The organism is Pseudomonas sp. VEM90, from assembly GCF_054611535.1.
Genome location: NZ_JBTRAR010000032.1, coordinates 33957 through 59452, shown reverse-complemented (window position 1 = coordinate 59452; position 25496 = coordinate 33957). Strand labels below are relative to the sequence as shown.

The window sequence follows — 25496 nt, the reverse complement described above, 5'->3', positions numbered from 1 at the left end:
ATGGGCTACCGCCTTTCGAAAATCTATACCCGCACCGGCGACAAAGGCGAAACCGGCCTGGGCGACGGCCGTCGGGTGCCCAAGGACCACCCGCGGATCGAAGCGATTGGCGAGGTGGACAGCCTGAACAGCCAGTTGGGGTTGCTGCTGGCGGGGCTCGCCGAGCACGGGCTGAATGAGGTGGCCACAGTACTGGCGCCGTGTCAGCACCGCTTGTTCGACCTGGGCGGCGAGCTGGCGATGCCCAGTTACCAGGCGTTGAACCTGGCGGAAGTGGAACGCCTGGAGGCGGCCATCGATGTGTGGAACGAAGAACTGGGGCCGCTGAAGAACTTCATTCTGCCCAGTGGTTCGGCGCTGGTGGCGCAGGCGCATGTGTGCCGCAGCCTGGCGCGCAGTGCAGAGCGCCGGTGTCAGCAGTTGAATGCCGTGGAGCCACTGGAAGGCGTTGGGATGACGTATATCAACCGGCTTTCCGATCTATTGTTCGTGGCGGCGCGGATCATCGGGCGCCGCCAGGGGGTGGCTGAGGTTTTGTGGCAGCCCGCCGAGAAACCCAAAGGCTGATACTTCTGGGGCTGCTTTGCAGCCCATTCGCGGGCTTGCCCGCTCCCACAGGTTTCGAGCACGCTTGAAGCTTGTGAGTTTTCTGTGGGAGCGGGCAAGCCCGCGAATGGGCCCCGCAGCGGCCCCTGTTACAGGGGACTCAAACCTCGGGCCAGAACGCCCGGATCCCGGCCACACCCTGTGCACCCGCTTCCCAGGCCTGCTCACGCTCACTCGCCCCTACCCCACCCAGCAGATAAACCGGCTTGTTGAACCCGGCAATCAGGCGCTGCGCCTCATCCCAGCCCAGCGGCACCGCATCCGGATGAGTCTGGGTCGCCTGCACTGGCGACAAGGTGACAAAGTCCACGTCCATCTGCTCAGCCAGCGCCAGCTCCTCGGCACTGTGGCAGGACGCGGCCAGCCAGCGTTCCTTGGGGAATGGCCGGCCCCTGGCAGCGTACTTGCGCAGTTGCGCGGCCGTCAGGTGCCAACCGGCCGCCGGGAAATCACCCAGCCATTCCAGCGGCCCTTTAAGCATCAACTGCGCCTTGCCCGCACACAGCCCGACCGCATCCACCGCCACGTCGCGGTACTTGGGATCGTACATGTCCGGGGCACGCAACTGGATCAGGCGAATGCCATTGGCCACCGACTTCTGGATGCCCTTGAGCAGCTGCGGCACCTCCAGGCCATCCGGGGTGATCAGGTACTGGTCCGGCAGGCGCGCAGCGGCGATGATCGGCTTGTTGGCCTCAGGGAATTCGTACTGCGGCAAATCGCGCGGGGCAACCCATTCCAGCGGCTGGCCTTCGGCACCATGGGGTTCGCCAGTGAACGCCTCGACTTCGCGCACGTCCAGCAGCACCTGCTTGTCCGGGTAGTCATGGCTGACCTTGATCAGCGCACGCGACCGGCTTACCTCGATACCCAGCTCCTCGCGCAACTCGCGGGCAAGCGCCGCTTCGACGCTTTCGCCTTCTTCCACCTTGCCACCGGGGAACTCCCACAAGCCGCCCTGGTGCTGGGTGTCGGCACGGCGTGCGATCAGAATACGGCCATCAGCACCGCGAATGACGGCCGCTACTACATGAATCCGTTTCACGCTTTACGCTCCTCCAGGCCTGCCTGTTGCCATGCCTGGAAGGCTGGCCACTGATAAATGGTCTCGATGTAGGCTGCCGCCTCAGCGGGGACTTCTACGCGGTAGGTACGCAGGCGCACCGCCGCCGGGGCAAAGAAGGCATCGGCCAGGCTTGCCTTGCCGAACAGGAACGGGCCGCTGTCCTTGGCCACCAGACGGCATTCGGACCACAGCGCAACAATACGGTCGATGTCGATTTGTACGTCCAGCGGCACGCTTTCCAGCGCCTGGTCGCGCGACAAGTCGAACGGCATGGCGCCGCGCAGGGCAAAGAAGCCGCTATGCATCTGCGCACAGGCCGAACGGGCCTGGGCACGCGCGGCCACATCGGCAGGCCACAGCTGGGCTTCGGGGTGGCGTTCGTTGAGGTATTCGGCAATGGCCAGCGAGTCAGCGATCACACCGAGCTCGGTCTTGAGCAGCGGTACCTTGCCGGTGGCGGAGTACGCGAGAATGCGCTGACGGGTATCAGGCTGGTTCAGCTTGATCAGGGTTTCTTCGTAGGGTATGCCAGCCAGCTCGAGGGCCAGGGCGCCACGCAGCGACCAGGAGGAGTACAGCTTGTCGCCGATGATCAGGTGATAGCTCATGGTTCGGCTCCATCAGGTTTGTATTGCAAAACCCGCAGGCCGCTGCGCGGCCTTTCGCGGGCAAGCCCGCTCCTACAGGGACCGCACCGCTCCTGCAGGCATTGCAACACCTGTGGGAGCGGGCGTGCCCGTGAAGAGGCTTTCGGATCAGTAGATCAGGTACGGTACTCGGCGTTGATCTTCACGTACTCGTGGGACAGGTCGGTCGTCCAGATGGTTTCGCTGCACTGGCCACGGCCCAGTTCGATTCGGATGGTGATCTCTTCCTGGGCCATCACTGCCGAACCCTGCGCCTCGGTATAGCTCGGGCTGCGGCCGCCTTGGCTCGCAATGCAAACGTTGTCCAGGTAAACATCGATCAGGCTCACATCCAACTCCGGTACGCCGGCACGGCCTACGGCGGCAAGGATACGGCCCCAGTTCGGGTCGGAGGCGAACAGCGCGGTCTTGATCAGCGGCGAGTGGGCCACGGCGTAGCCGACATCCAGGCACTCCTGGTGGTTGCCACCACCGTTGACCTGCACGGTCACGAACTTGGTCGCACCTTCGCCGTCACGGACGATGGCCTGGGCCACTTCCATGCACACTTCGAACACGGCCTTTTTCAACGCTTCGAAGAGCGCGCCGCTGGCTTCGGTCACTTCCGGCAGGTCAGCCTTGCCGGTAGCGATCAGCATGCAGCAATCGTTGGTCGAGGTGTCACCATCGATCGTGATGCGGTTGAACGACTTGTTGGCGCCGTCCAGCATCAGGTCCTTGAGAACCTTCGGTGCCACCTTGGCGTCGGTGGCGATGTAGCCCAGCATGGTCGCCATGTTCGGGCGGATCATGCCTGCCCCCTTGCTGATGCCGGTGACGGTAACGGTCACGCCATGGTGCTGGAACTGGCGGCTGGCCCCCTTGGGCAGGGTGTCGGTGGTCATGATGCCGGTAGCGGCCTCAGCCCAGTTGTTTTCCGACAGGTTGTCGAGCGCGGCCTGCAGCGCGCCTTCGATCTTCTCGACCGGCAGCGGCTCACCGATCACGCCGGTGGAGAACGGCAGTACCGATTCGGCCGGTACGCCAGCCAGTTCGGCCAGCTTGGCGCAGGTGCGCTCGGCGGCGGCCAGGCCTGGCGCGCCGGTGCCGGCGTTGGCGTTCCCCGTGTTGGTCAGCAGGTAGCGCACGGTGCCCTGTACACGCTGCTTGGACAGGATCACCGGCGCTGCGCAGAAGGCGTTGAGGGTGAACACGCCGGCCACGCTGGAACCTTCGGCACAGCGCATGACCACCACATCCTTGCGCCCCGGGCGCTTGATACCGGCAGAAGCGATACCGAGTTCAAAACCCGGAACCGGGTGCAGGGTGGGCAAAGGACCAAGACCAACAGCCATTAGAGCGCTCCTAGAAAAAACGATGATGTCGAAAAAGGGGCCGCTTCGCGCCCCATCGCGACACAAGGCCGCTCCCACAAGGATCGCGCCCGTTCATGGACGAGCGCGGCACCTGTGGGAGCGGCCTTGTGTCGCGAAAGGGCCGCAAAGCAGCCCCAGGCTTGTACAACGTAAGGTTCAGATCACTCGATCTGACCATGGCAATGCTTGAACTTCTTGCCCGAACCGCACCAGCACGGCTCGTTGCGGCCCAGCTTCTGGTCATTGCGTACTGGCGCCGAGGCTACCGCTACTTCGGCTCCCTCTTCGCTCAGTTGCTCACTTTCCAGGCCGGATACGGCGGCGTGCTGGAATTGCATGCGGCTAGCCAGCTCTTCAGCCTCGCGGCGCAGGCGGGCTTCTTCTTCGGCCGGGTCTTCGCGGCGAACCTGTACGTGCGACAGCACGCGGATGGTGTCGCGCTTGATCGACTCCAACAGTTCCTGGAACAGGCTGAACGACTCGCGCTTGTACTCCTGCTTCGGGTTCTTCTGCGCATAACCACGCAGGTGAATACCGTGACGCAGGTGGTCCATGGTCGACAGGTGGTCTTTCCACAGGTCGTCCAGCACGCGCAGCAGAATCTGCTTCTCGAAGGTTCGCAGGGCCTCGAGACCAGCCTGGTCTTCCTTCTCGTTGTAGGCAGCGGTGATCTCGCTCAGCAGCTTCTCGCGCAAGGTCTCTTCGTAGAGGTGGTCGTCCTCGTCGAGCCATTGCTGGATCGGCAACTTGATGGCGAAATCGCTGGCCAGCGAAGCCTCCAGGCCGGCTACGTCCCACTGCTCTGGCAGCGACTGCGGCGGAATGTGCTGGCTGATGGTAGCGTCCAGTACTTCCTTGCGGAATTCGACGATGGTGTCGCCAATGTTATCGGCAGCCAGCAGACTGTTGCGCATGTGGTAGATCACCTTGCGCTGCTCGTTGGCGACGTCGTCATATTCGAGCAATTGCTTACGAATGTCGAAGTTGCGGCCTTCGACCTTGCGCTGGGCTTTCTCGATAGCGTTGGTGACCATGCGGTGCTCGATGGCCTCGCCCGACTGCATGCCCAGTGCCTTCATGAAGTTCTTCACCCGGTCAGAGGCGAAGATGCGCATCAGGCTGTCTTCCAGCGACAGGTAGAAGCGGCTGGAACCCGGGTCGCCCTGGCGACCGGAGCGGCCACGCAACTGGTTGTCGATACGGCGCGACTCGTGGCGCTCGGAAGCGATTACATGCAGGCCACCCGTTTCGATCACTTGCTGGTGACGCTTCTGCCAGTCGGCCTTGATCTGGGCGATCTGCTCGGCGGTCGGGTTTTCCAGGGCAGCCACTTCGGCTTCCCAGTTACCGCCCAGCAGGATGTCGGTACCACGGCCAGCCATGTTGGTGGCGATGGTCAGTGCACCTGGCGCACCTGCTTGCGCGATGATCTCGGCTTCCTTCTCGTGATACTTGGCGTTGAGCACCTTGTGGTCGATACCTTCCTTTTTCAGGAGGTTGGACATGTGCTCGGAAGTTTCAATGGTCGCGGTACCCACCAGCACCGGGCGGCCCAGCTTCATGCTTTCCTTGATGTCGGCGATGATCGCGGCGTATTTCTCGTCAGCGGTCAGGTACACCAGGTCGTTGTAGTCCTTACGCGCCAGCGGCTTGTTCGGCGGAATGACCATCACGTTCAGACCATAGATCGACTGGAACTCGAACGCTTCGGTGTCGGCGGTACCGGTCATGCCGGACAGCTTGGTGTACAGGCGGAAGTAGTTCTGGAAGGTAGTCGAAGCCAGGGTCTGGCTCTCGGCCTGGATGTTCAGGTTCTCTTTTGCCTCGATGGCCTGGTGCAGGCCCTCGGACAGGCGACGACCCGGCATGGTACGGCCGGTGTGTTCGTCGATCAGCAGAACCTGGCCGTCCTGGACAATGTACTCGACATTGCGGTGGAACAGCTTGTGTGCACGAAGACCGGCGTAGACGTGTGTCAGCAAGCCCAGGTTGTGCGCGGAGTACAGGCTCTCACCTTCGGCCAGCAGGCCCGCCTGGGCCAGCATCTCTTCGATGAACTGGTGACCGGCTTCGTTCAGCTCGACCTGGCGGCTCTTCTCGTCGATGCTGAAGTGGCCTTCCTGGGTGACCTGGCCTTCGACCTCTTCGATGTGCTGGGTGAGGCGCGGGATCAGGCGGTTGATCTCGATGTACAGCTTGGAGCTGTCCTCGGCCTGACCGGAAATGATCAGCGGGGTACGCGCTTCGTCGATGAGGATGGAGTCGACTTCGTCGATCACGGCGAAGTTCAGTTCACGCTGGAACTTCTCGTCCTGGCTGAACGCCATGTTGTCGCGCAGGTAGTCGAAACCGAACTCGTTGTTGGTGCCGTAGGTGATGTCGGCGGCATAGGCGGCGCGCTTTTCTTCCGGCGGCTGGAAGGCCGAAACGATACCGACCGACAGACCGAGGAATTCGTACAGCGGGCGCATCCAGTTGGCGTCACGGCGCGCCAGGTAGTCGTTGACGGTGACCACGTGCACGCCCTTGCCGGACAATGCGTTGAGGTAGACGGCCAGGGTACCGACCAAGGTCTTGCCTTCACCGGTGCGCATTTCTGCGATCATGCCCTCGTGCAGGGTCATGCCGCCGATCAACTGCACATCGAAATGGCGCATGCCCATTACGCGCTTGCCGGCCTCGCGGGCCACGGCGAAGGCTTCGGGCAGCAATTGGTCCAGTGTCTCGCCTTTGGCCAGGCGCTCTTTGAACTCTACGGTCTTGCCCCGCAGTTGCTCGTCGGAGAGGGCCACCATCTTCTCTTCGAAGGCATTGACGATACTCACCGTCTTGAGCATGCGTTTGACTTCACGCTCGTTCTTGCTTCCAAAAAGTTTTTTTAACAAAGGCGCAAACATATCGGCAGGATCTTCCACACGTAGGGATGGAGGGCGGCCCCGTGAGTCGCCCGTGCAGCCCATAGGCCGCATGCGAACGAGCATTCTACCCGGAAACGATGGTGAGGAAAGTGGTGGATTTCCACGATGCTGATACAGCGTTTTGGCAGGGGCCTGTTTTAGATAGGGGCATTTTCCCTGAGTTCAAGGCTTGGCAACATGAAAGCTATCGAGAACCAGTCTTGTCTTTGGCTGCCTGTGCCGGACTCTTCGCGGGTGAACCTGCTCGAGGTATCGATAACCCTGTGGGAGCGGGTTCACCCGCGAAGAGGCCGGCACAGGCAACGGAGATGTTAGACTGTGCCCACGTCACCTCACGCGTACTCCCATGGCCTATAAACCCTCCCCCGCCCAGCCGCCCTCCGCCCTGCTGCGCCAGGTGCGCCCGCTGCGCCTGCTACTGAACCAGGCCGAGCGCCTGGAGCACTTGCAGCGCCTGCTGGAAAGCCAGTTGCAACCGGCTGCCCGCGAGCACTGCCATGTGGCGTCCTGGCGCGATGGCACTTTGTTGCTGGTGGTAACCGACGGCCATTGGGCCACCCGCCTGCGCTACCAGCAGAAGCGTTTGCTGGCGGCACTGCAGGCCATGGAAGCATTCGGCAACCTCAGGCGCATTCTGTACAAGGTACAGCCGCCGCTGGTGCCGGCCAAGCGTGGCGGGCATGCTGCCGAGCTTTCTAACAGCGCGGCCGAGAGCCTGCGCGACACCGCCGAGGGCATTACCGACCCCAAACTGCGCGCAGCACTGGAACGGTTGGCCGCCCACGCCCTGGACAAGCCATAGAAAAGGCCACCCGAAGGTGGCCTTAATGAACTAGAGAGTGTTCGAACTTACACGGCCGCAACAGGGCGCATGTACGAGATCGGTGCCGTACTGGCATCTTCGAAAGTGACCACTTCCCAGGCATCGGTTTCAGCTATCAGCTTGCGCAACAGCTGATTGTTCAGCGCGTGGCCGGACTTGAAGCCCTTGAACTCGCCGATCAGGCTGTTGCCCAGCAGGTACAGATCGCCGATGGCGTCGAGGATCTTGTGCTTGACGAATTCGTCTTCGTAACGAAGGCCGTCTTCGTTGAGCACGCCGTCCTCATCGACCACGATGGCGTTCTCGACACTGCCACCCAACGCAAGGTTGTGCTTGCGCAGGTACTCGATGTCACGCATGAAGCCAAAAGTACGCGCGCGGCTGACTTCCTTCACGAACGAGGTGCTGGAAAAGTCGACGCTGGCGCTCTGGGTCCGGTTGCGAAGCACCGGGTGATCGAAATCGATCTCGAAGCTCACCTTGAAACCTTCGAAAGGCAGGAACGTGGCGCGCTTGTCGCCCTCTTCCACGGTTACCTCACGCAGGATGCGGATGAACTTCTTGGCTGCGTCCTGTTCTTCCAGGCCGGCAGACTGAATCAGGAATACAAAAGGACCGGCGCTGCCATCCATGATCGGCACTTCCGAGGCGGAGAGCTCGACGTAGGCGTTATCGATGCCCAGGCCCGCCATGGCGGAGAGCAGGTGCTCGACCGTATCGACCTTGACGTCACCGTTGACCAACGTCGTCGACATGGTTGTCTCGCCGACGTTGGCCGCACGCGCAGGGATCTCGACCACAGGGTCGAGGTCGGCGCGGCGGAAGACGATGCCGGTGTCAACAGGTGCAGGCTTGAGGGTCAGGTAAACCTTCTCCCCGGAGTGCAGACCGACACCTGTGGCACGGATGGTATTCTTCAGGGTGCGTTGTTTAATCATGGCATTGGCCGCTTCAGCGCAAATTGCGAACAGGTATCAACAAAGGCTGGGGATGATAACAGACCCAACCTTTGATGAATACCAATCACCTTTATACCCCTGATAAATTCCATTAATCAGCCTGACGACGCAGGAATGCCGGGATATCGAGGTAGTCCAGGTCATCCTGAGGGTTCAGTTTAGCGGCTGCGGCAGCACCTGCATGCGCCTGGTTGCGCATGACGGTCGGGCGCTCCAGGTCACGGTAGTTGACCGCTGGCTGCTCCTGGCGCACCGGCGCAGGATTGGACGCTTCGTACGCCTGCTGGGCAGTCTGCAGGGTGTTGTCGACGACCTTCACAGGCTTCTCGATGCGTGCACCCAGACCAGTGGCCACCACGGTCACGTGCAGTTCGTCACGCATGTCGGGGTCGATCACGGTGCCGACCTTGACCATGGCGTGGTCGGAGGCGAAGGCTTCGATGATGCTACCCACGTCGGAGTACTCACCCAGCGACAGGTCCGGGCCTGCGGTGATGTTCACCAGGATACCGCGGGCGCCCTGCAGGTTGACGTCTTCCAGCAGCGGGTTACGGATAGCTGCCTCGGTGGCTTCACGCGCACGGTTCGGGCCGCTGGCGCAACCAGTACCCATCATGGCCATGCCCATTTCACCCATCACGGTGCGCACGTCGGCGAAGTCGACGTTGATCATGCCGGGGCGCTTGATGATGTCGGAGATACCGCGTACGGCACCGGCCAGTACATCGTCAGCCTTGGCGAAGGCGGACAGCAGGCTGGCATCCTTGCCCAGGATGGTCAGCAGCTTCTCGTTGGGGATGGTGATCAACGAGTCGACGCTTTCAGCCAGCATGCGGATGCCTTCATCGGCGATCTGCATGCGCTTGCGGCCTTCGAACGGGAACGGACGGGTCACCACTGCAACGGTGAGGATCCCCATTTCCTTGGCCACTTCGGCAATGATTGGCGCTGCACCGGTACCGGTACCGCCACCCATGCCAGTGGTGATGAACACCATGTTGGTGCCCTGCAGCACTTCAGCGATGCGCTCACGGTCTTCCAGCGCGGCCTGACGGCCGACTTCCGGATTGGCACCGGCACCCAGGCCCTTGGTCACACCCGTGCCCAATTGCAGGATGGTGCGCGCGCCAATGTTTTTCAGCGCCTGGGCATCGGTGTTGGCGCAGATGAATTCCACGCCTTCGATGCTGCTCTTGACCATGTGATTGACGGCGTTGCCGCCACCACCACCAACGCCGATCACTTTGATGACCGGGCTTTGCGGGACGTTGTCTACGAGCTCGAACATTTTCCCTCTCCTTACAGTTCTCTAGTTGTCGCGCCTACCACTACTGCTTTGAAACTTAGAAGTTGCCCTGGACCCATTTCTTGAAGCGTTCAAGCACTGGGGCCTTCGGTTCATCGCCATAGCTGTTGCTGCTGCTGTTGCTGTTACCGGTCAGGGCCAAGTCTTCGGACTGCTTCAGCAGGCCGTAGGTGAGCAAGCCCACACCAGTGGAATAGATCGGGTTGCGCACCACGTCGCTCAGCCCCCGAACGCTGTGCGGCACGCCCAGGCGTACCGGCATGTGGAAGATTTCCTCGGCAAGTTCCACGGCGCCCTCCATCTTCGCGGTGCCGCCGGTGAGGACGATGCCAGCGGGCACCAGGTCTTCGTAGCCGCTGCGGCGCAGTTCGGCCTGGATCAGGGTGAAGAGCTCGTCGTAACGTGGCTCCACCACCTCGGCCAGGGCCTGGCGCGACAGCTCGCGCGGTGGACGATCGCCCACGCTCGGCACCTTGATGGTCTCGCCAGCGCCAGCCAGTTTGGCCAGGGCGCAGGCGTAGCGGATCTTGATTTCTTCGGCGTACTGGGTCGGGGTACGCAGGGCCATGGCGATATCGTTGGTCACCTGGTCGCCAGCAATCGGGATGACCGCCGTGTGGCGGATGGCGCCCTCGGTGAAGATGGCGATGTCGGTGGTGCCGCCACCGATGTCCACCAGGCACACGCCCAGCTCTTTTTCATCATCGGTCAGCACCGAGTAGGCTGAAGCCAGCTGCTCGAGAATGATGTCGTCGATTTCCAGGCCGCAGCGGCGCACACACTTTTCGATGTTCTGGGCGGCGTTGACCGCGCAAGTGACCACGTGAACCTTGGCTTCCAGGCGCACGCCAGACATGCCCAGCGGCTCGCGCACGCCTTCCTGGTTGTCGATCACGTAGTCCTGCGGCAAGGTGTGCAGCACGCGCTGGTCGGCCGGAATCGCCACGGCCTGGGCAGCGTCGAGTACGCGCTCCAGGTCGGCCAGGCTGACCTCGCGGTCACGAATGGCGACGATGCCGTGGGAGTTCAGGCTGCGGATGTGATTACCGGCCACACCGACGAACGCCGAGTGGATACGGCAACCGGCCATCAGTTGCGCCTCTTCCACGGCGCGCTGGATCGACTGCACGGTGGACTCGATGTTCACCACCACGCCTTTTTTCAGGCCACGGGACGGATGGGTGCCGATCCCGACGATTTCCAGGGTGCCGTCTTCGCCCACTTCGCCCACCAGCGCCACCACCTTGGAGGTGCCAATGTCCAGCCCGACGATCATTTTGCCGCTATGCGCGTTTGCCATGGTCCTGCCTCTCTCTAATTCTTCGCAACGGCGGGTTGGGCCGTCGTCGGTGCAATCGGTTCCCGCCAACCAACGGCAAGTCCGTTGGAATAACGCAGATCAATGCGGGCGATAGTGGTGATCTGGTCTTTGAGTGTCTTGTCGTAAATGGCAATGAAACGGCGCATCTTCTCCACCAGATGATCGCGCCCCAGCAGCAACTCGATGCCTGGCCCGGCACTGCTCGCACCGGTGGTCAGGAACCAGCTGCCTCGCTCGCGCAGCTCCAGGCGAGCGATGGAAAAGCCCAAGGGGCGCAGCATCTGGCTCAGTACCTGATACTGCTGCATGACTTGTTGCTGAGCACGCTGCGGCCCGGCCAGCTGCGGCAGGTGCTCATAGTTGGCCAGCTCGCGCGGGGTGAAAGCCTGACCCTGGTTGTTCAGCAGGGCTGCATCACCCCAGCGTGCCACCGGCAGCTGTTCTTCAAGGCGGATCACCACCTCGTCGGGCCACACCCGGCGCACTTCGGCGTGGGCGATCCACGGCATCTGCTCGAGCTCGGCCCGCATCGCCGGCAGGTCGACGCTGAAGAAGCTCGCCGCCACATAGGGCGCGATACGCTGCTGCACCGACTGCTGACTGATGTAGCTAAGGTCACCCTGCACATCGATCTTGGTGATCGGGCGGTCGGCGTACGGCATCAGGCGAACGGCGCCCTCATAGGCACCAAAGCCGGCCGCCACCAGCAACACCGGCCACAGCAAGCGCTTGAGGCCGCCCAGGCTTGGCCGAGGCAGGCGCGCCGATACGGGCTCGTCGGCCACCAGCCGGCTGGCACCACGCGGCACCGGCTTGCTACGGCCGGTAACGGGTTGCTGCTGACGTATCATTGCGCCTTGCATGGTTATTAACCTCGCGTCGCCACGCTTTCGGCCAGGATTGCCAGCACCAGTTGCTGGAAGTCCAGGCCAGCCGCGCGGGCCGCCATGGGCACCAGGCTATGATCTGTCATGCCCGGTGCAGTGTTGACTTCGAGCAGCCAGAACCGGCCCTGCTCGTCCTGCATCACGTCCAGCCGCCCCCAGCCCTCGATGCCAATGGCATTGCAGGCGCGCGCGGTCAGGTCGATCAGTTCCTGTTCCTTGACGCTATCCAGCCCGCACGGGATGCGGTACTGGGTATCGTTGGCGATGTACTTGGCGTCGTAGTCGTAGAACACGTGCGGCGTACCCAGGGCGATCGGCGGCAGCACCTGGCCGCGCAGTACCGCGATGGTGAACTCCGGACCGTGGATCCACTGCTCCACCAGTACCTGGGAATCGTATTTGGCGGCGTCCTGCCAGGCGGCGACCAGTTCCTGGGCGCTGTTCACCTTGGCCATGCCGATGCTAGAGCCTTCATGGGCGGGTTTGACGATAAGCGGGAAGCCCAGTTCCGTACTGGCCTGCAAACAATCGCTTTCGCTCGCCAACACTGCGTGGCGTGGTGTGGGAATGCCCAGGCTCTGCCACACCTGCTTGGTGCGCAGCTTATCCATCGCCAGCGCTGAAGCCAGGATGCCGCTGCCGGTGTAGGGGATGCCCAGGCACTCCAGCAAGCCTTGCATGCTCCCGTCTTCACCGCCACGGCCGTGGAGGATGATGAAGGCGCGGTCGATCTTCTCGCTTTGCAGGCGCGCGAGCAGGTCGTCACCGACGTCGATGGCGACCACGTCGACACCGGCAGTGCTCAGTGCATCAATCACTGCGGCGCCGGACTTCAACGACACCTCTCGCTCGGCGCTCTTGCCACCGTAAAGCACAGCGACGCGGCCGAACGCCTTGACGTCCAGGGTCGAGTGCAGCTTGTCGTAGGCGCTGGTCATTTCGACTTCTCCTGCTTGGCGCCTGCGAACAGCGGGCTTTTCATCAACTGCGGGGCCAGGCCGCCAACATCACCGGCACCCTGGCAGAGCAGGATGTCGCCAGCGCGCAGCAGTGGCTTGACCAGCGGCGCCAGCTCGGCGCCGCGCTCGATATAGATCGGGTCCAGCTTGCCGCGCTGGCGGATGCTGTGGCACAGCTGACGGCTGTCGGCACCGGGGATCGGCTCTTCACCGGCCGGGTAGACCTCCATCAGCAGCAGCACGTTGGCATCACCCAGCACCTGGACGAAATCGTCGTACAGGTCGCGGGTGCGGCTGTAGCGGTGCGGCTGGTAGACGATCACCAGACGGCGGCTTGGCCAGCCACCGCGTACAGCCTTGATCACCGCAGCCACTTCGGTCGGGTGATGGCCGTAGTCGTCGACCAGCATCACACTGCCGCCTTCGACCGGCAGCTCGCCGTACACCTGGAAGCGACGGCCGACACCCTGGAAGCCGGACAGGCCCTGGATGATGGCCTCGTCAGTAATGCCTTCGTCAGTGGCGATGGCAATGGTGGCCAGGGCGTTGAGCACGTTGTGGTTGCCGGGCATGTTCACGGAAACCTCCAACGGCTCGCGATCACGGCGCAGCACGGTGAAGTGGGTCTGCATGCCCTGCTGACGCACATTGATGGCGCGGATGTCGGCCTCTTCGCTGAAGCCGTAGGTCACGGTCGGGCGCTTCACCTGCGGCAGGATCTCGCGAACCACCGGGTCGTCCAGACACATCACCGCCAGCCCATAAAACGGCAGGTTGTGCAGGAACTCGACGAAGGTTTTCTTCAGCTTGTTGAAGTCACCTTCGTAGGTCGCCATGTGGTCGGCATCGATGTTGGTGACCACGGCCACCATCGGCTGCAGGTGCAGGAAGCTGGCATCGCTTTCGTCTGCTTCGGCGATCAGGTAGCGGCTGGTGCCCAGCTGGGCATTGGTGCCGGCAGCGGTAAGGCGGCCACCGATGACGAAGGTCGGGTCCAGGCCACCTGCGGCGAACACTGAAGCCAGCAGGCTGGTCGTGGTGGTCTTGCCGTGAGTACCGGCAACGGCCACGCCATGGCGGTAACGCATCAGCTCGGCGAGCATCTCGGCACGCGGCACCACCGGAATGCGCCGCTCCAGGGCGGTGGCGACTTCCGGGTTGGCCGGGTTGATGGCGCTGGACACCACCAGCACATCGGCGGTGGCGGCGTTCTCGGCGCGGTGGCCGACGAAAATCTCGGCGCCGAAGGACTCCAGGCGCTCGGTAACCGGCGAGGCCTTAAGGTCCGAACCGGACACTTCATAGCCCAGGTTCAGCAAGACTTCGGCAATACCGCACATGCCAACGCCGCCGATGCCGACGAAGTGAATGCGGCGAATACGGCCCATCTTCGGCTGGGGCATGGCTTTCTGGCTCTCAACCATGGGCCACCTCCAGGCAGATATCGACCACGGTGCTGGTTGCAGCAGGTTTGGCCAGGCGCCGTGCGGTGCCAGCCATGACGTTGAGTTTCTCGGGTTGCATCAGCACCTCGTTCAGGCGTTCAGCAAGTTGCGCTGCGCCAGTTGTCGCTTGTGGCATCAGGAAGGCAGCGCCTTCGCGGGCCAGATATTGGGCGTTGTGGGTCTGGTGATCGTCGATCGCATGGGGCAAAGGCACCAGCATCGAAGGCAGGCCTGCTGCCGCCAGTTCGCTGACGGTCAGGGCACCGGCCCGGCACACCACCAGGTCGGCCCAGCCATAAGCTTGGGCCATGTCTTTGATGAAGGGCTCTACCTGAGCCGCGACACCCGCCTCGTGATAACGCTCGGCGGTGATCGGCGCGTGTTGCTTGCCGGCCTGGTGGAACACCTCTGGCCGCAGCGCGGCGGGCACTTCGGACAGGGCCTTAGGCAACAATTTGTTCAATGGTTCCGCACCCAGGCTGCCCCCCAGCACCAAAAGGCGTGCACGGCGCTCGCCCAAGGGCGCACGTTGCGCGTCCATGAAGAGTTCCGGGCGCACCGGGTTGCCGGTGGTGCGACGTTTGTCGCTGGCCTCGAAGGTGTTCGGGAAAGCTTCGCAGACCCGCGCCGAGAGTGGCACCAGCAACCGATTGGCGGTACCGGCCCTGGCGTTCTGCTCATGGATCACCAGTGGCACGCCGCAAAGCCGCGCGGCCACGCCGCCGGGGCCGGTCACATAGCCGCCAAAGCCCAGGACACATACGGGCTTGAGCTGGCGAATGATGCGCCGTGCCTGCAGTACGGCCTTGACCAAGATGAAAGGCGCCTTGAGCAACGACAGCTTGCCCTTGCCACGCAAGCCGCTGACCTGAATCAGATGCAATGGCAAACCCGCCTGCGGCACCAGTTCGTTCTCGATGCCACGCGGGGTGCCCAGCCAGTGCACGCTGTAACCGCGCGCCTGGAACTCACGGGCGCAGGCGAGCGCCGGGAATACGTGCCCCCCGGTGCCGCCGGCCATGATCAATACATTTTTGCCTTCAGCGGCCATGACTGGTCTCCTCGGCAAAATCGCTTTCGCTGAATTCGTGCTCCTCACTGCCCAGGTGCGTGCGGCTCTCCCACTCGATGCGCAGCAACAGGCCCACGCAGGCGCAGCAGATCACCAGCGAGCTCCCCCCGTAACTGAGAAACGGCAGGGTCAGGCCCTTGGTCGGCAGCAGGCCGACGTTCACACCGATGTTGATCAGGAACTGGCCAATCCACAGGAAAGCCAGGCCGAACGCCATGTAGGCGGCAAAGAACTGTTTGGCTTTTTCGGCCCACAGGCCGATGTAAAGGGCGCGCACGGTGACAAACACGAACAGCGCGACGGTCAGCAGCGAGCCGACCACGCCCAGTTCTTCCGCCAGGACCGAGAACACGAAGTCGGTGTGCGCTTCAGGCAGGTAGAACTGCTTCTGCACGCTGTTGCCCAGGCCAACGCCCAGCCACTCGCCACGGCCAAAGGCAATCAGTGCCTGGGTCAGCTGGTAGCCGGAGCCGAACTGATCGGCCCAGGGGTCGGTGAAGGTAATAAGGCGCGCCATCCGGTAGGGCTGCGCCTGCACCAGGACAAATACCGCCAGCACCGCCAGCACCACCATCAGGCTGAAGCGGAACAGCCCCACCCCTCCCAAAAACAACATGGCCGCCGCCGCGCCCATCATCACCACGGTGGCGCCGAAGTCCGGTTCCATCAGCAGCAAGGCGGCCATGGGCAGCAGCACGATGAACGGCTTGAAGAAGCCCATCCAGGTTTCGCGCACCTCGGTCTGTCGGCGTACCAGGTAGCCGGCCAGGTAGATGACCACGAACACCTTGGCGATTTCCGAAGGCTGAACGTTGAAGAAGCTGAAACCGATCCAGCGCATGGAGCCGTTGACTTCACGGCCAATCCCCGGCACCAGTACCAGTACCAGCAGGCCGAAGGCGCCAAGCAGCATCATGAAGCCCATGCGCTGCCAAGTGGCGATCGGCACCAGCAGCGTTGCACCACAGGCCACCAGGCCAAGGAACACGTACACCAGGTGGCGGAACATGTGATATAGCGGGTTGCCGGACTGTACAGCAGCCACTTCCGAGGATGCCGAAGTGATCATCACCAGGCCCAGGCCCAGCAAGGCCAGGCAACCGGCGAGCATCGGGAAGTCCAGGTCGATGCCACGGCCGCTGATCAGCGGCGACGGGTAGGGCTTGAAGATGCCGAAGATCATGCAAGACCTCCCGCTGCCTGGGCGAACAGGCGCCCGCGTTCCTCGAAGTTCTTGAACATGTCAAGGCTGGCGCATGCCGGCGACAGCAGCACGGCATCGCCGGCCCGGGCCAGCTCGGCACACTGCTGTACGGCATCGTCAAGGGTCTTGACCCGAACCAGCGGCACAGCATCGCCCAACGCCTCGGCCAGGCGCTCGGCATCACGGCCAAGCAATACCACGGCGCGGCAGTAACGCTTGACCGGCTCGCGCAACGCAGTGAATTCGGCACCTTTGCCATCACCACCGGCGATCAGCACCAGCTTGCCTTCGATATCCGCGCCCAGGCCTTCGATGGCGGCCAGGGCAGCACCGACGTTGGTGGCCTTGGAGTCGTCGTACCAGTTAACGCCGTTACGCTCGCGCACCCACTGGCACCGGTGGGCCAGGCCACTGAACTCGCGCAGGGCCTCGAGCATCGGCTCGAACGGCAGACCGGCAGCATGGCCCAAGGCCAGTGCTGCCAGGGCGTTGCTCTGGTTGTGGGCGCCGCGAACCTTCAGTTCGCGCGCCGGCATCAATGCCTGGAACTCGAACGCCAGGTATTTTTCACCACCCACTTCGCGCAGGCCAAAGGCTTTGAAGTCCGGCTGGCCGAGGCCGAAGGTCCAGCATGGGCGGCCCTCCACGGGCAATGGCCGGCTGAGGGCATCCTGACGGTTCACCACCACCTGCCTGGCCCCGCGGAAGATCCGGTGCTTGGCCAGGTGGTAGGCCGGAAGGCCGCTATAGCGGTCCATGTGGTCTTCGCTGATGTTCAGAACGGTCGCCACTTCGGCGTTGAGCTGGTCAGTGGTTTCCAGTTGGAAGCTGGAAAGCTCCAGCACGTACAGTTCGATGTCATCGGCCAGCAGGTCGAGCGCCGGGGTACCGAGGTTACCGCCCACGGCCACGCGTTTACCGGCCTTGGCGGCCATTTCACCGACCAGCGTCGTGACGGTGCTCTTGGCGTTGGAACCGCTGATGGCAATGATCGGCGCCTTGGCATGGCGAGCAAACAGCTCGATGTCGCCAGACAGCTTCACGCCACGCGCGGCCGCCTGCTGCAAGGCCGGCGTGGCCAAGGCCAGACCGGGGCTCACGTACAACTCGTTGGCGCGGCACAGGAAGTCCACGTCCAGTTCACCACAGCGCACTTCCACCTGCGGGTAATCACGGCGCAGGGTTTCCAGTTCCGGCGGTTGCTCGCGGGTATCGGCGACCGCAAAGGCAATGCCCCGGCTCGCCAGGAAGCGAACCAGGGACATGCCGCTCTTGCCGAGGCCGACAACGATGCGGAATTGGTCGGAAGCGATCAAAGACACGCTCATCTACCTCAATTTCAGGGTTGCAAGGCCAATCAGTACCAGGATCACGGTGATGATCCAGAATCGGACGATCACCCGAGGCTCTGGCCAGCCCTTGAGTTCAAAGTGGTGGTGAATCGGCGCCATGCGGAACACGCGCTTGCCGGTCAGCTTGAAGGAGGCGACCTGGATGACCACCGACAGGGTTTCCACCACGAAGATGCCGCCCATGATGAACAGCACGATTTCCTGACGCACGATGACGGCGATGGTGCCCAGCGCGGCGCCCAGCGCCAGCGCGCCGACGTCACCCATGAACACTTGCGCCGGGTAGGTGTTGAACCACAGGAAGCCCAGGCCGGCACCGATCAGCGCGCCGCAGAACACGATCAGCTCGCCCGAGCCCGGCACGTAGGGGATCAGCAGGTACTCGGCGAACTTCACGTTACCCGACAGGTAGCAGAAGATGCCCAGCGCACCGCCGACCATCACCGTCGGCATGATTGCCAGGCCGTCGAGGCCATCAGTGAGGTTGACCGCGTTGCTCGAACCGACAATGACGAAGTAGGTCAGTACGACGAAGCCGACGCCCAGCGGAATGGTGACATCCTTGATGAACGGCAGGATCAGCGTGGTCTCGACGCTGGTTGGCGCCGTCTTGTACAGGAACACCGCCGCCGCCAGGCCGAACACCGACTGCCAGAAGTACTTCCAGCGGCTCGGAAGGCCACGGGAGTTCTTTTCGATCACCTTGCGGTAGTCATCGACCCAGCCAATGGCACCGAACGCCAGGGTGACGATCAGCACAACCCACACATAGCGGTTGCTCAGGTCGGCCCACAGCAAGGTGCTGATGGCAATGGCTGACAGGATCAGCGCCCCCCCCATGGTCGGGGTACCGGACTTGGACAGGTGCGATTGCGGGCCGTCGTTACGCACGGCCTGGCCAATCTGGCGAATTTGCAGGGTACGGATCATCCAGGGGCCCAGCCACAGCGCCAGGGACAACGCGGTCAGTACACCAAGAATCCCGCGCAGGGACAGGTACTGAAAGACCGCGAAGCCTTTATGGAACTGTTGCAGATACTCGGCCAACAGCAGCAGCATTAATGTTTCTCCCCGCTGGCACCGCACAATGCCGCCACGACGTTTTCCATCGCAGCGCTGCGCGAGCCCTTGATCAAGATAGTGGTGTCACTGGCTTTCTCGGCGCTAACCGCATCGATCAGCTCAGCTTGAGTAGCGAAATGGCGGCCATTGGCGCCGAACGCCTTGACCGCATGTGTCATGTTGGAACCCACTGCGTACAGGGCGTCGACCTTGCCACGCGCGTAGTCACCCACCTGACGGTGGCCTTCTTCCGCCCATTGCCCCAATTCGCCGATATCCCCAAGCACCAGAACGGTGCGTCCGGAAAAGCCGGCGAGTATATCAATGGCTGCGCACATAGAGGTGGGATTTGCGTTGTAACTGTCGTCGATTACCCGTACCCCGTTCGGCGCGATCTGCGCCACGGTACGCCCCTTGACCGGTTGCACGGCAGCCAGGCCTGCGGCAATACCGCTCAGGCTCAGACCAACGGCATGTGCTGCGGCGGCGGCGGCCAAGGCGTTGCTGACGTTGTGTTCACCCAGCACATTGAGTTGCACGGCTACCGTTTCACTGGCGCCATGCAGGGTAAAGGACGGGCAGCCACGGGCATCGCGACCAATGTCTGAAGCGTGGAAATCGGCTTTCGGGTTGCTGCGTGCGAAACTGACGACCTTGTGCGCACCGGCACGCGCCTTCCAGATATCAAAGGCTTTGTCGTCCAGGTTGAGAATGGCAATACCGCCCTCGCCCAGGCCTTCGAGAATCTCGCCCTTGGCTTCGACGATCTTGTCCGGGCCGCCGAATTCGCCAACGTGGGCAGTACCGGCGTTGTTGATGATGACCACCTGCGGTTGTGTCAGGCCCACGGTGTAGCGGATTTCGCCAATGCGCGAGGCGCCCAGCTCGATCACTGCGGCGCTGTGCTCCGGGGCGATTTCCAGCAGTGTCAGCGGTGCGCCGAGGTCATTGTTCAAGTTGCCGCGGGTGGCGTGCACCAGGCCACCGGTACGCAGGATGCTGGCGAGCATCTCCTTGACCGTGGTCTTGCCGCTGGAACCGGTAATGGCTACTACAGGCTTGTCGAAAGCCGCGCGGTTCAGGGCGCCGAGCTGACCCAGTGCTGCCCGGCAATCCTTGACCAGCAACTGCGGCAGGTCGACACCGGCCACTTCATGCTCGACCAGGGCGGCTACTGCGCCTTTGGCTTTTACATCAGCCAGGTAGTCATGGCCATCGAAACGCGGGCCGGCCAGGGCGACGAACAGTTGCCCGGCGCTGACACTGCGGCTATCGATGCTGACACCGGTGAACGTGGCGTCGGCACCAATTTGTTGACCATTCAGTGCTGTGGTCAGCTGGCTGAGTGACAGCGGCTTAAGCATGTGGAGCCTCCCAGGCTGCAAGTGCCTTTTCGGCTTCGGTCAAATCTGAGAAATCATGGCGCTCGCCATTGATTTCCTGGTAATCCTCGTGCCCCTTGCCGGCCAGCACGATCACGTCGTTGGCAGCGGCAGTGGCGATCAGGTGCGCAATGGCTTCGCCACGACCGGCGACGAACTCGACGTCGTCAGGCCTGGCGAAACCGGGGCGGATATCATCGAAGATGCGCAACGGATCTTCAGTACGTGGGTTGTCGTCGGTGACCAGTACGCGGTCGGCCAGGCGCTCGGCCACTTCGGCCATCAGCGGGCGCTTGCCGCGATCACGGTCACCGCCGCAGCCGAACAGGCACAACAACTTGCCATGAGCGTGCGGGCGCAGGGCCTCGAGTACTTTTTCAAGCGCATCCGGCGTGTGTGCGTAGTCGACTACCACCAGCGGCTTGTCGCCGCCACCCAGGCGCTGCATGCGGCCTACCGGCCCCTGCAATTGCGGGGTAACCTTGAGGATCTCGTCCAGCGCATAGTCCAGCGCCAGCAGGGTCGCCACCGCGGCAAGCATGTTGCTCAGGTTGAAGCGGCCCAGCAACTGGCTGCGCAAGATGCGCTCACCTTGGGCAGTGACGATCGTAGCGCGCACGCCATCGTCACTGAACACGGCTTCGCGGCAGAACAGCGAGGCCTCAGGGCTTTCCAGGCTATAGCTCAACAGCCGGGTTTCGATATGGTCGACACTCGGGCGGCGAGCAAAGTCGTCGGCCAGGCGACGACCAAAGCCGTCATCCAGGTTGACCACCTGGCAACGCAGGCTCGGCCAGGCGAACAGCTTGGCCTTGGCGGCCTCGTAGGCCTCCATGCTGCCGTGATAGTCGAGGTGGTCGCGGGACAGGTTGGTCATCACCGCAATGTCAAACTCCAGTGCGGCAACCCGGCCTTGCTCCAGGGCATGGGAAGACACTTCCATGGCCACGGCCTTGGCGCCGCCTTTCTTGAGGTCATTGAGGGTCGACTGCACGGCAATCGGGTCGGGCGTGGTCAGGCGGCCGCTCTGCAACTCGCCGTAGAAACCGGTACCCAGGGTGCCAATCAGGCCGCAGCGCTGGCCAAGCAGGTCGAGCGCCTGGGCTACCAGTTGGGTAACGCTTGTCTTGCCGTTGGTGCCGGTCACACCGACCAGATTCAACTGGCGGCTCGGTTCACCATAGAAGCGCCCGGCAATATCTGAAAGCTGAGCGATCAGGCCTTTGACCGGAATCAGGGGCGCATCGGTCAGCGGCAGCACGTTGGCGCCCTGTTCTTCATAGGCCACGGCGGCAGCGCCGCGGGCCAGGGCATCGGCGATATGCTCGCGACCATCGACCTTGGCACCCGGCACGGCCAGGAACAAGTCCCCCGGGCGCACACTGCGACTGTCCAGGGTCAGCTCACGGATCAACGGATCACGGCTGGCGTGGGCGAAAAGTTTGCTTAATGGCATTGTCATCATCCACGCCCTCCCTTGGCTGCTGCTGCATTGACTTGCGATGGCACGACTGGTGCCGGTGGCGGCAGGTTGTCTGGCGGCACGTTCATCAGGCGCAGGGTGCCGGACATGACGTTGCTGAATACAGGCGCCGAAACCAGGCCACCGAAGTAACCACCCTTTCTCGGCTCATCGATGACCACGACGATGGCGTAGCGCGGGTCGCTCATTGGCCCGAAGCCGGCGAACAGCGAGCGGTAGGCATTTTCGGTGTACCCCTTGGCACCCACGGTGGCCTTGCGCGCGGTGCCGGACTTGCCGGCCACGTGATAGAACGGCACCCGGGCCCGGAACACGCCGCGCGGCGCTTCGATCACCTGCTGCAACATGCCCTGAACAGTTTCGGCGACTTCCTTCGGAATGGCCTGCACGGCTTCCGGCGTCTTGTCGACCTTGATGATCGACAGCGGCACCATCTTGCCGTCGTTGGCCAGCGCCGCGTAGGCATGCACCAGCTGCAGGGCGGTCACCGACACACCGTAGCCATAGGACAGGGTTGCGGTCTCGGCCTTGCGCCACTCGCGGTGGTTGGGCAGGTTGCCGACACGCTCGCCCGGGAAGCCAAGGCCGGTGTACTGACCCAGGCCGACCTGGGACATGACCCGGTAGATGGCTTCGCCGCCGATGTCGAAGGCGATCTTGCTCATGCCAACGTTACTGGAGTTGATCAGGATGCCGGTCAAATCAAGAATCGGGCCCTCGCTGCGCGACACATCCCTGATGGTGTAGCGACCGATCTGCAGGCTGCCAGGGTACACCTCGACCTTGTCGCTCGGTTTCCAGCGGCCGCTCTGCAGCGCTGCACTCATGGTGATCGGCTTGACCGTGGAACCCGGCTCGAACACGTCGATGATCGCCCGGTTACGCATGGCCGCCGGGAACATGCTACGGCGGTTGTTGGGGTTGTAGGTCGGCTGGTTGACCATGGCCAGGACCTCACCGGTCTTGACGTCCATGATCACCAGGCTGCCGGCCTTGGCGTCCTGCTCGGCAATGGCGTTGCGCAGCTCACGGGTAGCCAGGTACTGCAGGCGCAGGTCTATCGACAACGCCAAGGTCTTCCCGGCCTTGGCGTTCTTGGTTACCTGAATGTCCTTGATCAGCCGGCCGCGCCGATCCTTGATCACCTGGCGCTTGCCGGGCACACCGGCCAGCCACTCGTCATAGGCCAGCTCCACCCCTTCGCGACCGTGGTCATCAAGGTCGGTAAAGCCGACCATGTGCGCAGCCACATCACCGGCCGGATAGAAACGGCGGAATTCTTCCAGGCCGTACACACCAGGTACTTTGAGGTCGAGCACATGCTGGCCCTGTTCGGGGGTCAGCCCTCGGACCAGGTAGATGAACTCCTTGTTGGCCTGCTGGGTCAGGCGCTCGGCAAGCCGCTGCGGGTTTTGCCCCAGCGCTGCGGCCAATTGCGGCCAGCGCTCCCTGGAGGCCTGCATCTCTTTGGGGTTGGCCCACAGGGTGGTGACCGGGGTACTCACGGCCAACGGCTCACCGTTGCGGTCGGTAATCAAGCCCCGGTGCGCCGGGATGGGGATATGACGCAGGCTGCGTGCATCGCCCTGTTCCTTGAGGAAGTCACGGTCAACCACCTGCAGGTCGATGATGCGCCAGCAAATGGCACCGACCATGATCGCCAGCAAACCGATCACCACGCGGAAGCGCCACGGGTAGAGTGCGCCTTCGAGTTTCATCATGGCGCCACCATCCGGACTTCGTCAGCTGACGGCACGCGCATGTTCAACTGTTCGGAGGCCAGGGTCTCGATGCGGCTGGCAGCGGTCCAGGTACTCTGCTCAAGAATCAACCGGCCCCATTCGGCCTGAACCTTGTCGCGCTCGTTCAATTCACCGTACAGGGTGTTGAGCAATTGACGGTTCCAGTGCGCACTGTAGGACACGGCAATGGCCGAAACCAGTACGCCGATGAACAGCAGAAGCATCAGGAAGCTTCCGCCTGGCAAAGGTTTGGCAAGCAGCCTGCTCACCGCAGCTTCTCCGCCACGCGCATCACGGCACTACGCGACCGCGGGTTGGCCTTGAGCTCGGCCTCGGAGGCGAACTGAGCCTTGCCGATGAGCTTGATCTTCGGCTCGAAGACCTTGTGCTGAACCGGCAGGTTACGCGGCAGGTTGTCGGCCTCCCCCTTCACCAGCTTGCGCATGAACAGCTTGACGATGCGATCTTCCAGCGAATGGAAACTGATGACCGCCAGGCGACCACCGACTTCGAGCGCATCGAGCGCAGCCTCAAGGCCAGCCTCCAGGTCACCCAGCTCGTTGTTGACGTGAATGCGCAGCCCCTGGAAGGCACGGGTAGCCGGGTTCTTGCCCTTTTCCCAGGCCGGATTGGCCACTTTGAGCACCTCCGCCAGGTCGGCGGTACGGGTAAAGGGCTGTTTTTCGCGGCGTTCGACCACTGCACGCGCCATGCGCCCGGCAAAGCGTTCCTCACCGTACTCCTTGAAGACGCGGGCGATTTCTTCCACGGGCGCAGTGGCGATGAACTCGGCGGCACTGATGCCTTGGTCCGGGTTCATGCGCATGTCCAGCGGGCCATCATTGAGGAAACTGAAGCCACGCTCTGGATCATCCAGCTGCGGCGAGGACACGCCCAGGTCCAGCAACACGCCACTGACCTTGCCGTGCAGGCCGCGCGCTGCCACTTCCGCGCCCAACTCGGCAAAACTGCGCTGCACAATGACAAAGCGGCCGTCTTCGGCCGCCAGCGCTTGCCCCGTGGCAATCGCCTGTGGATCTTTGTCGAAGCCCAAGAGCCGCCCTTGCGGCCCGAGCTTGCTGAGAATCAGACGGCTGTGTCCGCCACGGCCGAAAGTGCCGTCCAGATAGCAACCGTCGGCGCGCAGGGCCAATGCCTCGACAGCTTCATCGAGCAGGACGGTAATGTGGTTGAAGCCGCTATCTATGGTCACAGGATCAGGTCACGCAATTCGTCGGGCATGGCGCCCGGTTGTTGGATAGCTGCAAGGTCGGCTGCCGAAACCACGTTCCAGGCATCTTCATCCCACAGCTGGAATTTGTTCAGTTGCCCCACCAGCATCGCCTTCTTGTCGAGCTTGGCGTACTCACGCAGGCGGGGCGGCACCAGGAAACGCCCACTGCCATCGAGCTCCAGGTCAACCGCATTACCGATCAGCAAACGCTGCAGGCGGCGGTTTTCCTCACGCAACGACGGCAAGGCACGCAACTTGGCTTCTATCTGTTCCCACTCGTCGAGGGGATAAACACACAAGCAAGGGTCTACGGCGTCAATGGTCACGATCAGTTGGCCATTGCAACGTGAGTCGAGCTCGTCACGGTACCGGCTCGGCATGGCGAGACGGCCCTTGGCATCGAGGCTGACGGCGTTGGCTCCGCGGAACACGGCTGTGATTCCCCACAATGTTAGCTTTTTTGTGTCAGAAAACCCACTTCATCCCACTTTCTGCCACTTGCGCACACTATAGGAATCCGCCCGCAGCACCGTCAAGGCACGTTCATAAGGAAAAGCCTTACAGGACCGCGATTTAGCGCGACAACGGAATGTGGAAGGACTGCCAGAGAGAAAAAAACACGAGAAAAATCAAACCCACGCAAGCGAATGGAGTTCGAAGTTAAAGTAATTTA

22 protein-coding genes are annotated in these 25496 nt (G+C 62.6%); 2 read left to right on the top strand and 20 right to left on the bottom strand.

Translation table 11 applies throughout. The features are described from left to right. Window positions 1-567: a cob(I)yrinic acid a,c-diamide adenosyltransferase gene (locus ACYCCG_RS24200; protein WP_176682620.1), complete on the top strand. Its 567-nt coding sequence runs from the start codon at window positions 1-3 to the stop codon at window positions 565-567. 139 nt (window positions 568-706) lie between these two features. Here the strand turns inward: ACYCCG_RS24200 and ACYCCG_RS24195 are convergent, their stop codons facing one another. The 4 genes from ACYCCG_RS24195 to secA form a co-directional block, all read right to left on the bottom strand. Continuing rightward, complete coding sequence (locus tag ACYCCG_RS24195) at window positions 707-1651, bottom strand: Nudix family hydrolase (RefSeq protein WP_339444272.1); 945 nt, start codon at window positions 1649-1651, stop codon at window positions 707-709. Beyond that, window positions 1648-2280 carry a glutathione S-transferase family protein gene (locus tag ACYCCG_RS24190; RefSeq protein ID WP_459672024.1) on the bottom strand — a complete coding sequence of 211 codons (633 nt, stop codon included), beginning with the start codon at window positions 2278-2280 and terminating at the stop codon, window positions 1648-1650. Before ACYCCG_RS24190 ends, ACYCCG_RS24195 begins: the two co-directional genes overlap by 4 nt. Before the next feature lie 155 nt (window positions 2281-2435). After that, a complete protein-coding gene (gene argJ, locus ACYCCG_RS24185; RefSeq protein ID WP_459672023.1) occupies window positions 2436-3653 on the bottom strand; it encodes a bifunctional glutamate N-acetyltransferase/amino-acid acetyltransferase ArgJ in 1218 nt (405 codons plus the stop codon). Window positions 3654-3835: 182 nt separating this feature from the next. After that, the gene (gene secA, locus ACYCCG_RS24180) at window positions 3836-6571 is read right to left on the bottom strand and encodes a preprotein translocase subunit SecA (protein WP_176682617.1); all 2736 of its coding nucleotides are present in this window, start codon (window positions 6569-6571) and stop codon (window positions 3836-3838) included. Window positions 6572-6938: 367 nt separating this feature from the next. Here secA and ACYCCG_RS24175 point away from each other — a divergent pair, with 367 nt between their 5' ends. Next, the gene (locus tag ACYCCG_RS24175; protein ID WP_176682616.1) at window positions 6939-7394 is read left to right on the top strand and encodes a DUF721 domain-containing protein; all 456 of its coding nucleotides are present in this window, start codon (window positions 6939-6941) and stop codon (window positions 7392-7394) included. A 47-nt stretch (window positions 7395-7441) separates the two neighbouring features. On the opposite strand, the gene lpxC is transcribed toward ACYCCG_RS24175, so the two are convergent. From lpxC to mraZ, 16 genes are all read right to left on the bottom strand, one after another. Next, window positions 7442-8353, bottom strand: coding sequence for a UDP-3-O-acyl-N-acetylglucosamine deacetylase (lpxC, locus tag ACYCCG_RS24170; protein ID WP_003251873.1), 912 nt, complete (start codon window positions 8351-8353; stop codon window positions 7442-7444). Window positions 8354-8465: 112 nt separating this feature from the next. Further along, entirely contained in the window at window positions 8466-9662 is a 1197-nt protein-coding gene (gene ftsZ / locus ACYCCG_RS24165; protein WP_003251871.1) for a cell division protein FtsZ, read from the bottom strand. A 55-nt stretch (window positions 9663-9717) separates the two neighbouring features. Next, window positions 9718-10980, bottom strand: coding sequence for a cell division protein FtsA (gene ftsA, locus ACYCCG_RS24160; RefSeq protein WP_003251867.1), 1263 nt, complete (start codon window positions 10978-10980; stop codon window positions 9718-9720). 14 nt (window positions 10981-10994) lie between these two features. Then, a complete protein-coding gene (locus ACYCCG_RS24155) occupies window positions 10995-11864 on the bottom strand; it encodes a cell division protein FtsQ/DivIB (protein ID WP_176682615.1) in 870 nt (289 codons plus the stop codon). 5 nt (window positions 11865-11869) lie between these two features. Beyond that, window positions 11870-12826, bottom strand: a complete 957-nt coding sequence (locus ACYCCG_RS24150; protein ID WP_021784157.1) for a D-alanine--D-alanine ligase — start codon at window positions 12824-12826, stop codon at window positions 11870-11872. Next, window positions 12823-14271, bottom strand: coding sequence for a UDP-N-acetylmuramate--L-alanine ligase (gene murC, locus ACYCCG_RS24145; protein WP_176682614.1), 1449 nt, complete (start codon window positions 14269-14271; stop codon window positions 12823-12825). Before murC ends, ACYCCG_RS24150 begins: the two co-directional genes overlap by 4 nt. Then, the gene (gene murG, locus ACYCCG_RS24140) at window positions 14264-15343 is read right to left on the bottom strand and encodes an undecaprenyldiphospho-muramoylpentapeptide beta-N-acetylglucosaminyltransferase (RefSeq protein WP_176682613.1); all 1080 of its coding nucleotides are present in this window, start codon (window positions 15341-15343) and stop codon (window positions 14264-14266) included. Before murG ends, murC begins: the two co-directional genes overlap by 8 nt. Further along, the gene (gene ftsW / locus ACYCCG_RS24135; protein WP_218115239.1) at window positions 15333-16547 is read right to left on the bottom strand and encodes a putative lipid II flippase FtsW; all 1215 of its coding nucleotides are present in this window, start codon (window positions 16545-16547) and stop codon (window positions 15333-15335) included. Before ftsW ends, murG begins: the two co-directional genes overlap by 11 nt. After that, the gene (gene murD, locus ACYCCG_RS24130; protein WP_209969721.1) at window positions 16544-17890 is read right to left on the bottom strand and encodes a UDP-N-acetylmuramoyl-L-alanine--D-glutamate ligase; all 1347 of its coding nucleotides are present in this window, start codon (window positions 17888-17890) and stop codon (window positions 16544-16546) included. Before murD ends, ftsW begins: the two co-directional genes overlap by 4 nt. Window positions 17891-17896: 6 nt before the next feature. Further along, entirely contained in the window at window positions 17897-18979 is a 1083-nt protein-coding gene (mraY, locus tag ACYCCG_RS24125; RefSeq protein WP_016498046.1) for a phospho-N-acetylmuramoyl-pentapeptide-transferase, read from the bottom strand. After that, window positions 18979-20346 carry a UDP-N-acetylmuramoyl-tripeptide--D-alanyl-D-alanine ligase gene (locus ACYCCG_RS24120; protein WP_209963688.1) on the bottom strand — a complete coding sequence of 456 codons (1368 nt, stop codon included), beginning with the start codon at window positions 20344-20346 and terminating at the stop codon, window positions 18979-18981. The genes mraY and ACYCCG_RS24120 overlap by 1 nt, the downstream gene beginning before the upstream one ends. Beyond that, window positions 20339-21829 carry a UDP-N-acetylmuramoyl-L-alanyl-D-glutamate--2,6-diaminopimelate ligase gene (locus ACYCCG_RS24115; RefSeq protein ID WP_339444278.1) on the bottom strand — a complete coding sequence of 497 codons (1491 nt, stop codon included), beginning with the start codon at window positions 21827-21829 and terminating at the stop codon, window positions 20339-20341. Before ACYCCG_RS24115 ends, ACYCCG_RS24120 begins: the two co-directional genes overlap by 8 nt. Beyond that, entirely contained in the window at window positions 21826-23565 is a 1740-nt protein-coding gene (locus ACYCCG_RS24110) for a peptidoglycan D,D-transpeptidase FtsI family protein (protein WP_176682789.1), read from the bottom strand. Before ACYCCG_RS24110 ends, ACYCCG_RS24115 begins: the two co-directional genes overlap by 4 nt. Then, entirely contained in the window at window positions 23565-23858 is a 294-nt protein-coding gene (gene ftsL / locus ACYCCG_RS24105) for a cell division protein FtsL (RefSeq protein WP_209963683.1), read from the bottom strand. The genes ACYCCG_RS24110 and ftsL overlap by 1 nt, the downstream gene beginning before the upstream one ends. Continuing rightward, window positions 23855-24802: a 16S rRNA (cytosine(1402)-N(4))-methyltransferase RsmH gene (gene rsmH / locus ACYCCG_RS24100; RefSeq protein WP_003251843.1), complete on the bottom strand. Its 948-nt coding sequence runs from the start codon at window positions 24800-24802 to the stop codon at window positions 23855-23857. Before rsmH ends, ftsL begins: the two co-directional genes overlap by 4 nt. Further along, the gene (gene mraZ, locus ACYCCG_RS24095; protein ID WP_021784148.1) at window positions 24799-25254 is read right to left on the bottom strand and encodes a division/cell wall cluster transcriptional repressor MraZ; all 456 of its coding nucleotides are present in this window, start codon (window positions 25252-25254) and stop codon (window positions 24799-24801) included. The genes rsmH and mraZ overlap by 4 nt, the downstream gene beginning before the upstream one ends. Window positions 25255-25496: the final 242 nt, after the last annotated feature.

What these genes read in the sequence shown, in the direction of transcription:
- ACYCCG_RS24200 (WP_176682620.1), top strand. Translation starts at nt 1, where the DNA reads ATGGGCTACCGCCTTTCGAAAATCTATACCCGCACCGGCGACAAAGGC.
- ACYCCG_RS24190 (WP_459672024.1), bottom strand. Translation starts at nt 2,280, where the DNA reads ATGAGCTATCACCTGATCATCGGCGACAAGCTGTACTCCTCCTGGTCG.
- argJ (WP_459672023.1), bottom strand. Translation starts at nt 3,653, where the DNA reads ATGGCTGTTGGTCTTGGTCCTTTGCCCACCCTGCACCCGGTTCCGGGT.
- secA (WP_176682617.1), bottom strand. Translation starts at nt 6,571, where the DNA reads ATGTTTGCGCCTTTGTTAAAAAAACTTTTTGGAAGCAAGAACGAGCGT.
- ACYCCG_RS24175 (WP_176682616.1), top strand. Translation starts at nt 6,939, where the DNA reads ATGGCCTATAAACCCTCCCCCGCCCAGCCGCCCTCCGCCCTGCTGCGC.
- lpxC (WP_003251873.1), bottom strand. Translation starts at nt 8,353, where the DNA reads ATGATTAAACAACGCACCCTGAAGAATACCATCCGTGCCACAGGTGTC.
- ftsZ (WP_003251871.1), bottom strand. Translation starts at nt 9,662, where the DNA reads ATGTTCGAGCTCGTAGACAACGTCCCGCAAAGCCCGGTCATCAAAGTG.
- ftsA (WP_003251867.1), bottom strand. Translation starts at nt 10,980, where the DNA reads ATGGCAAACGCGCATAGCGGCAAAATGATCGTCGGGCTGGACATTGGC.
- ACYCCG_RS24155 (WP_176682615.1), bottom strand. Translation starts at nt 11,864, where the DNA reads ATGCAAGGCGCAATGATACGTCAGCAGCAACCCGTTACCGGCCGTAGC.
- ACYCCG_RS24150 (WP_021784157.1), bottom strand. Translation starts at nt 12,826, where the DNA reads ATGACCAGCGCCTACGACAAGCTGCACTCGACCCTGGACGTCAAGGCG.
- murC (WP_176682614.1), bottom strand. Translation starts at nt 14,271, where the DNA reads ATGGTTGAGAGCCAGAAAGCCATGCCCCAGCCGAAGATGGGCCGTATT.
- murG (WP_176682613.1), bottom strand. Translation starts at nt 15,343, where the DNA reads ATGGCCGCTGAAGGCAAAAATGTATTGATCATGGCCGGCGGCACCGGG.
- ftsW (WP_218115239.1), bottom strand. Translation starts at nt 16,547, where the DNA reads ATGATCTTCGGCATCTTCAAGCCCTACCCGTCGCCGCTGATCAGCGGC.
- mraY (WP_016498046.1), bottom strand. Translation starts at nt 18,979, where the DNA reads ATGCTGCTGCTGTTGGCCGAGTATCTGCAACAGTTCCATAAAGGCTTC.
- ACYCCG_RS24120 (WP_209963688.1), bottom strand. Translation starts at nt 20,346, where the DNA reads ATGCTTAAGCCGCTGTCACTCAGCCAGCTGACCACAGCACTGAATGGT.
- ACYCCG_RS24115 (WP_339444278.1), bottom strand. Translation starts at nt 21,829, where the DNA reads ATGATGACAATGCCATTAAGCAAACTTTTCGCCCACGCCAGCCGTGAT.
- ACYCCG_RS24110 (WP_176682789.1), bottom strand. Translation starts at nt 23,565, where the DNA reads ATGAAACTCGAAGGCGCACTCTACCCGTGGCGCTTCCGCGTGGTGATC.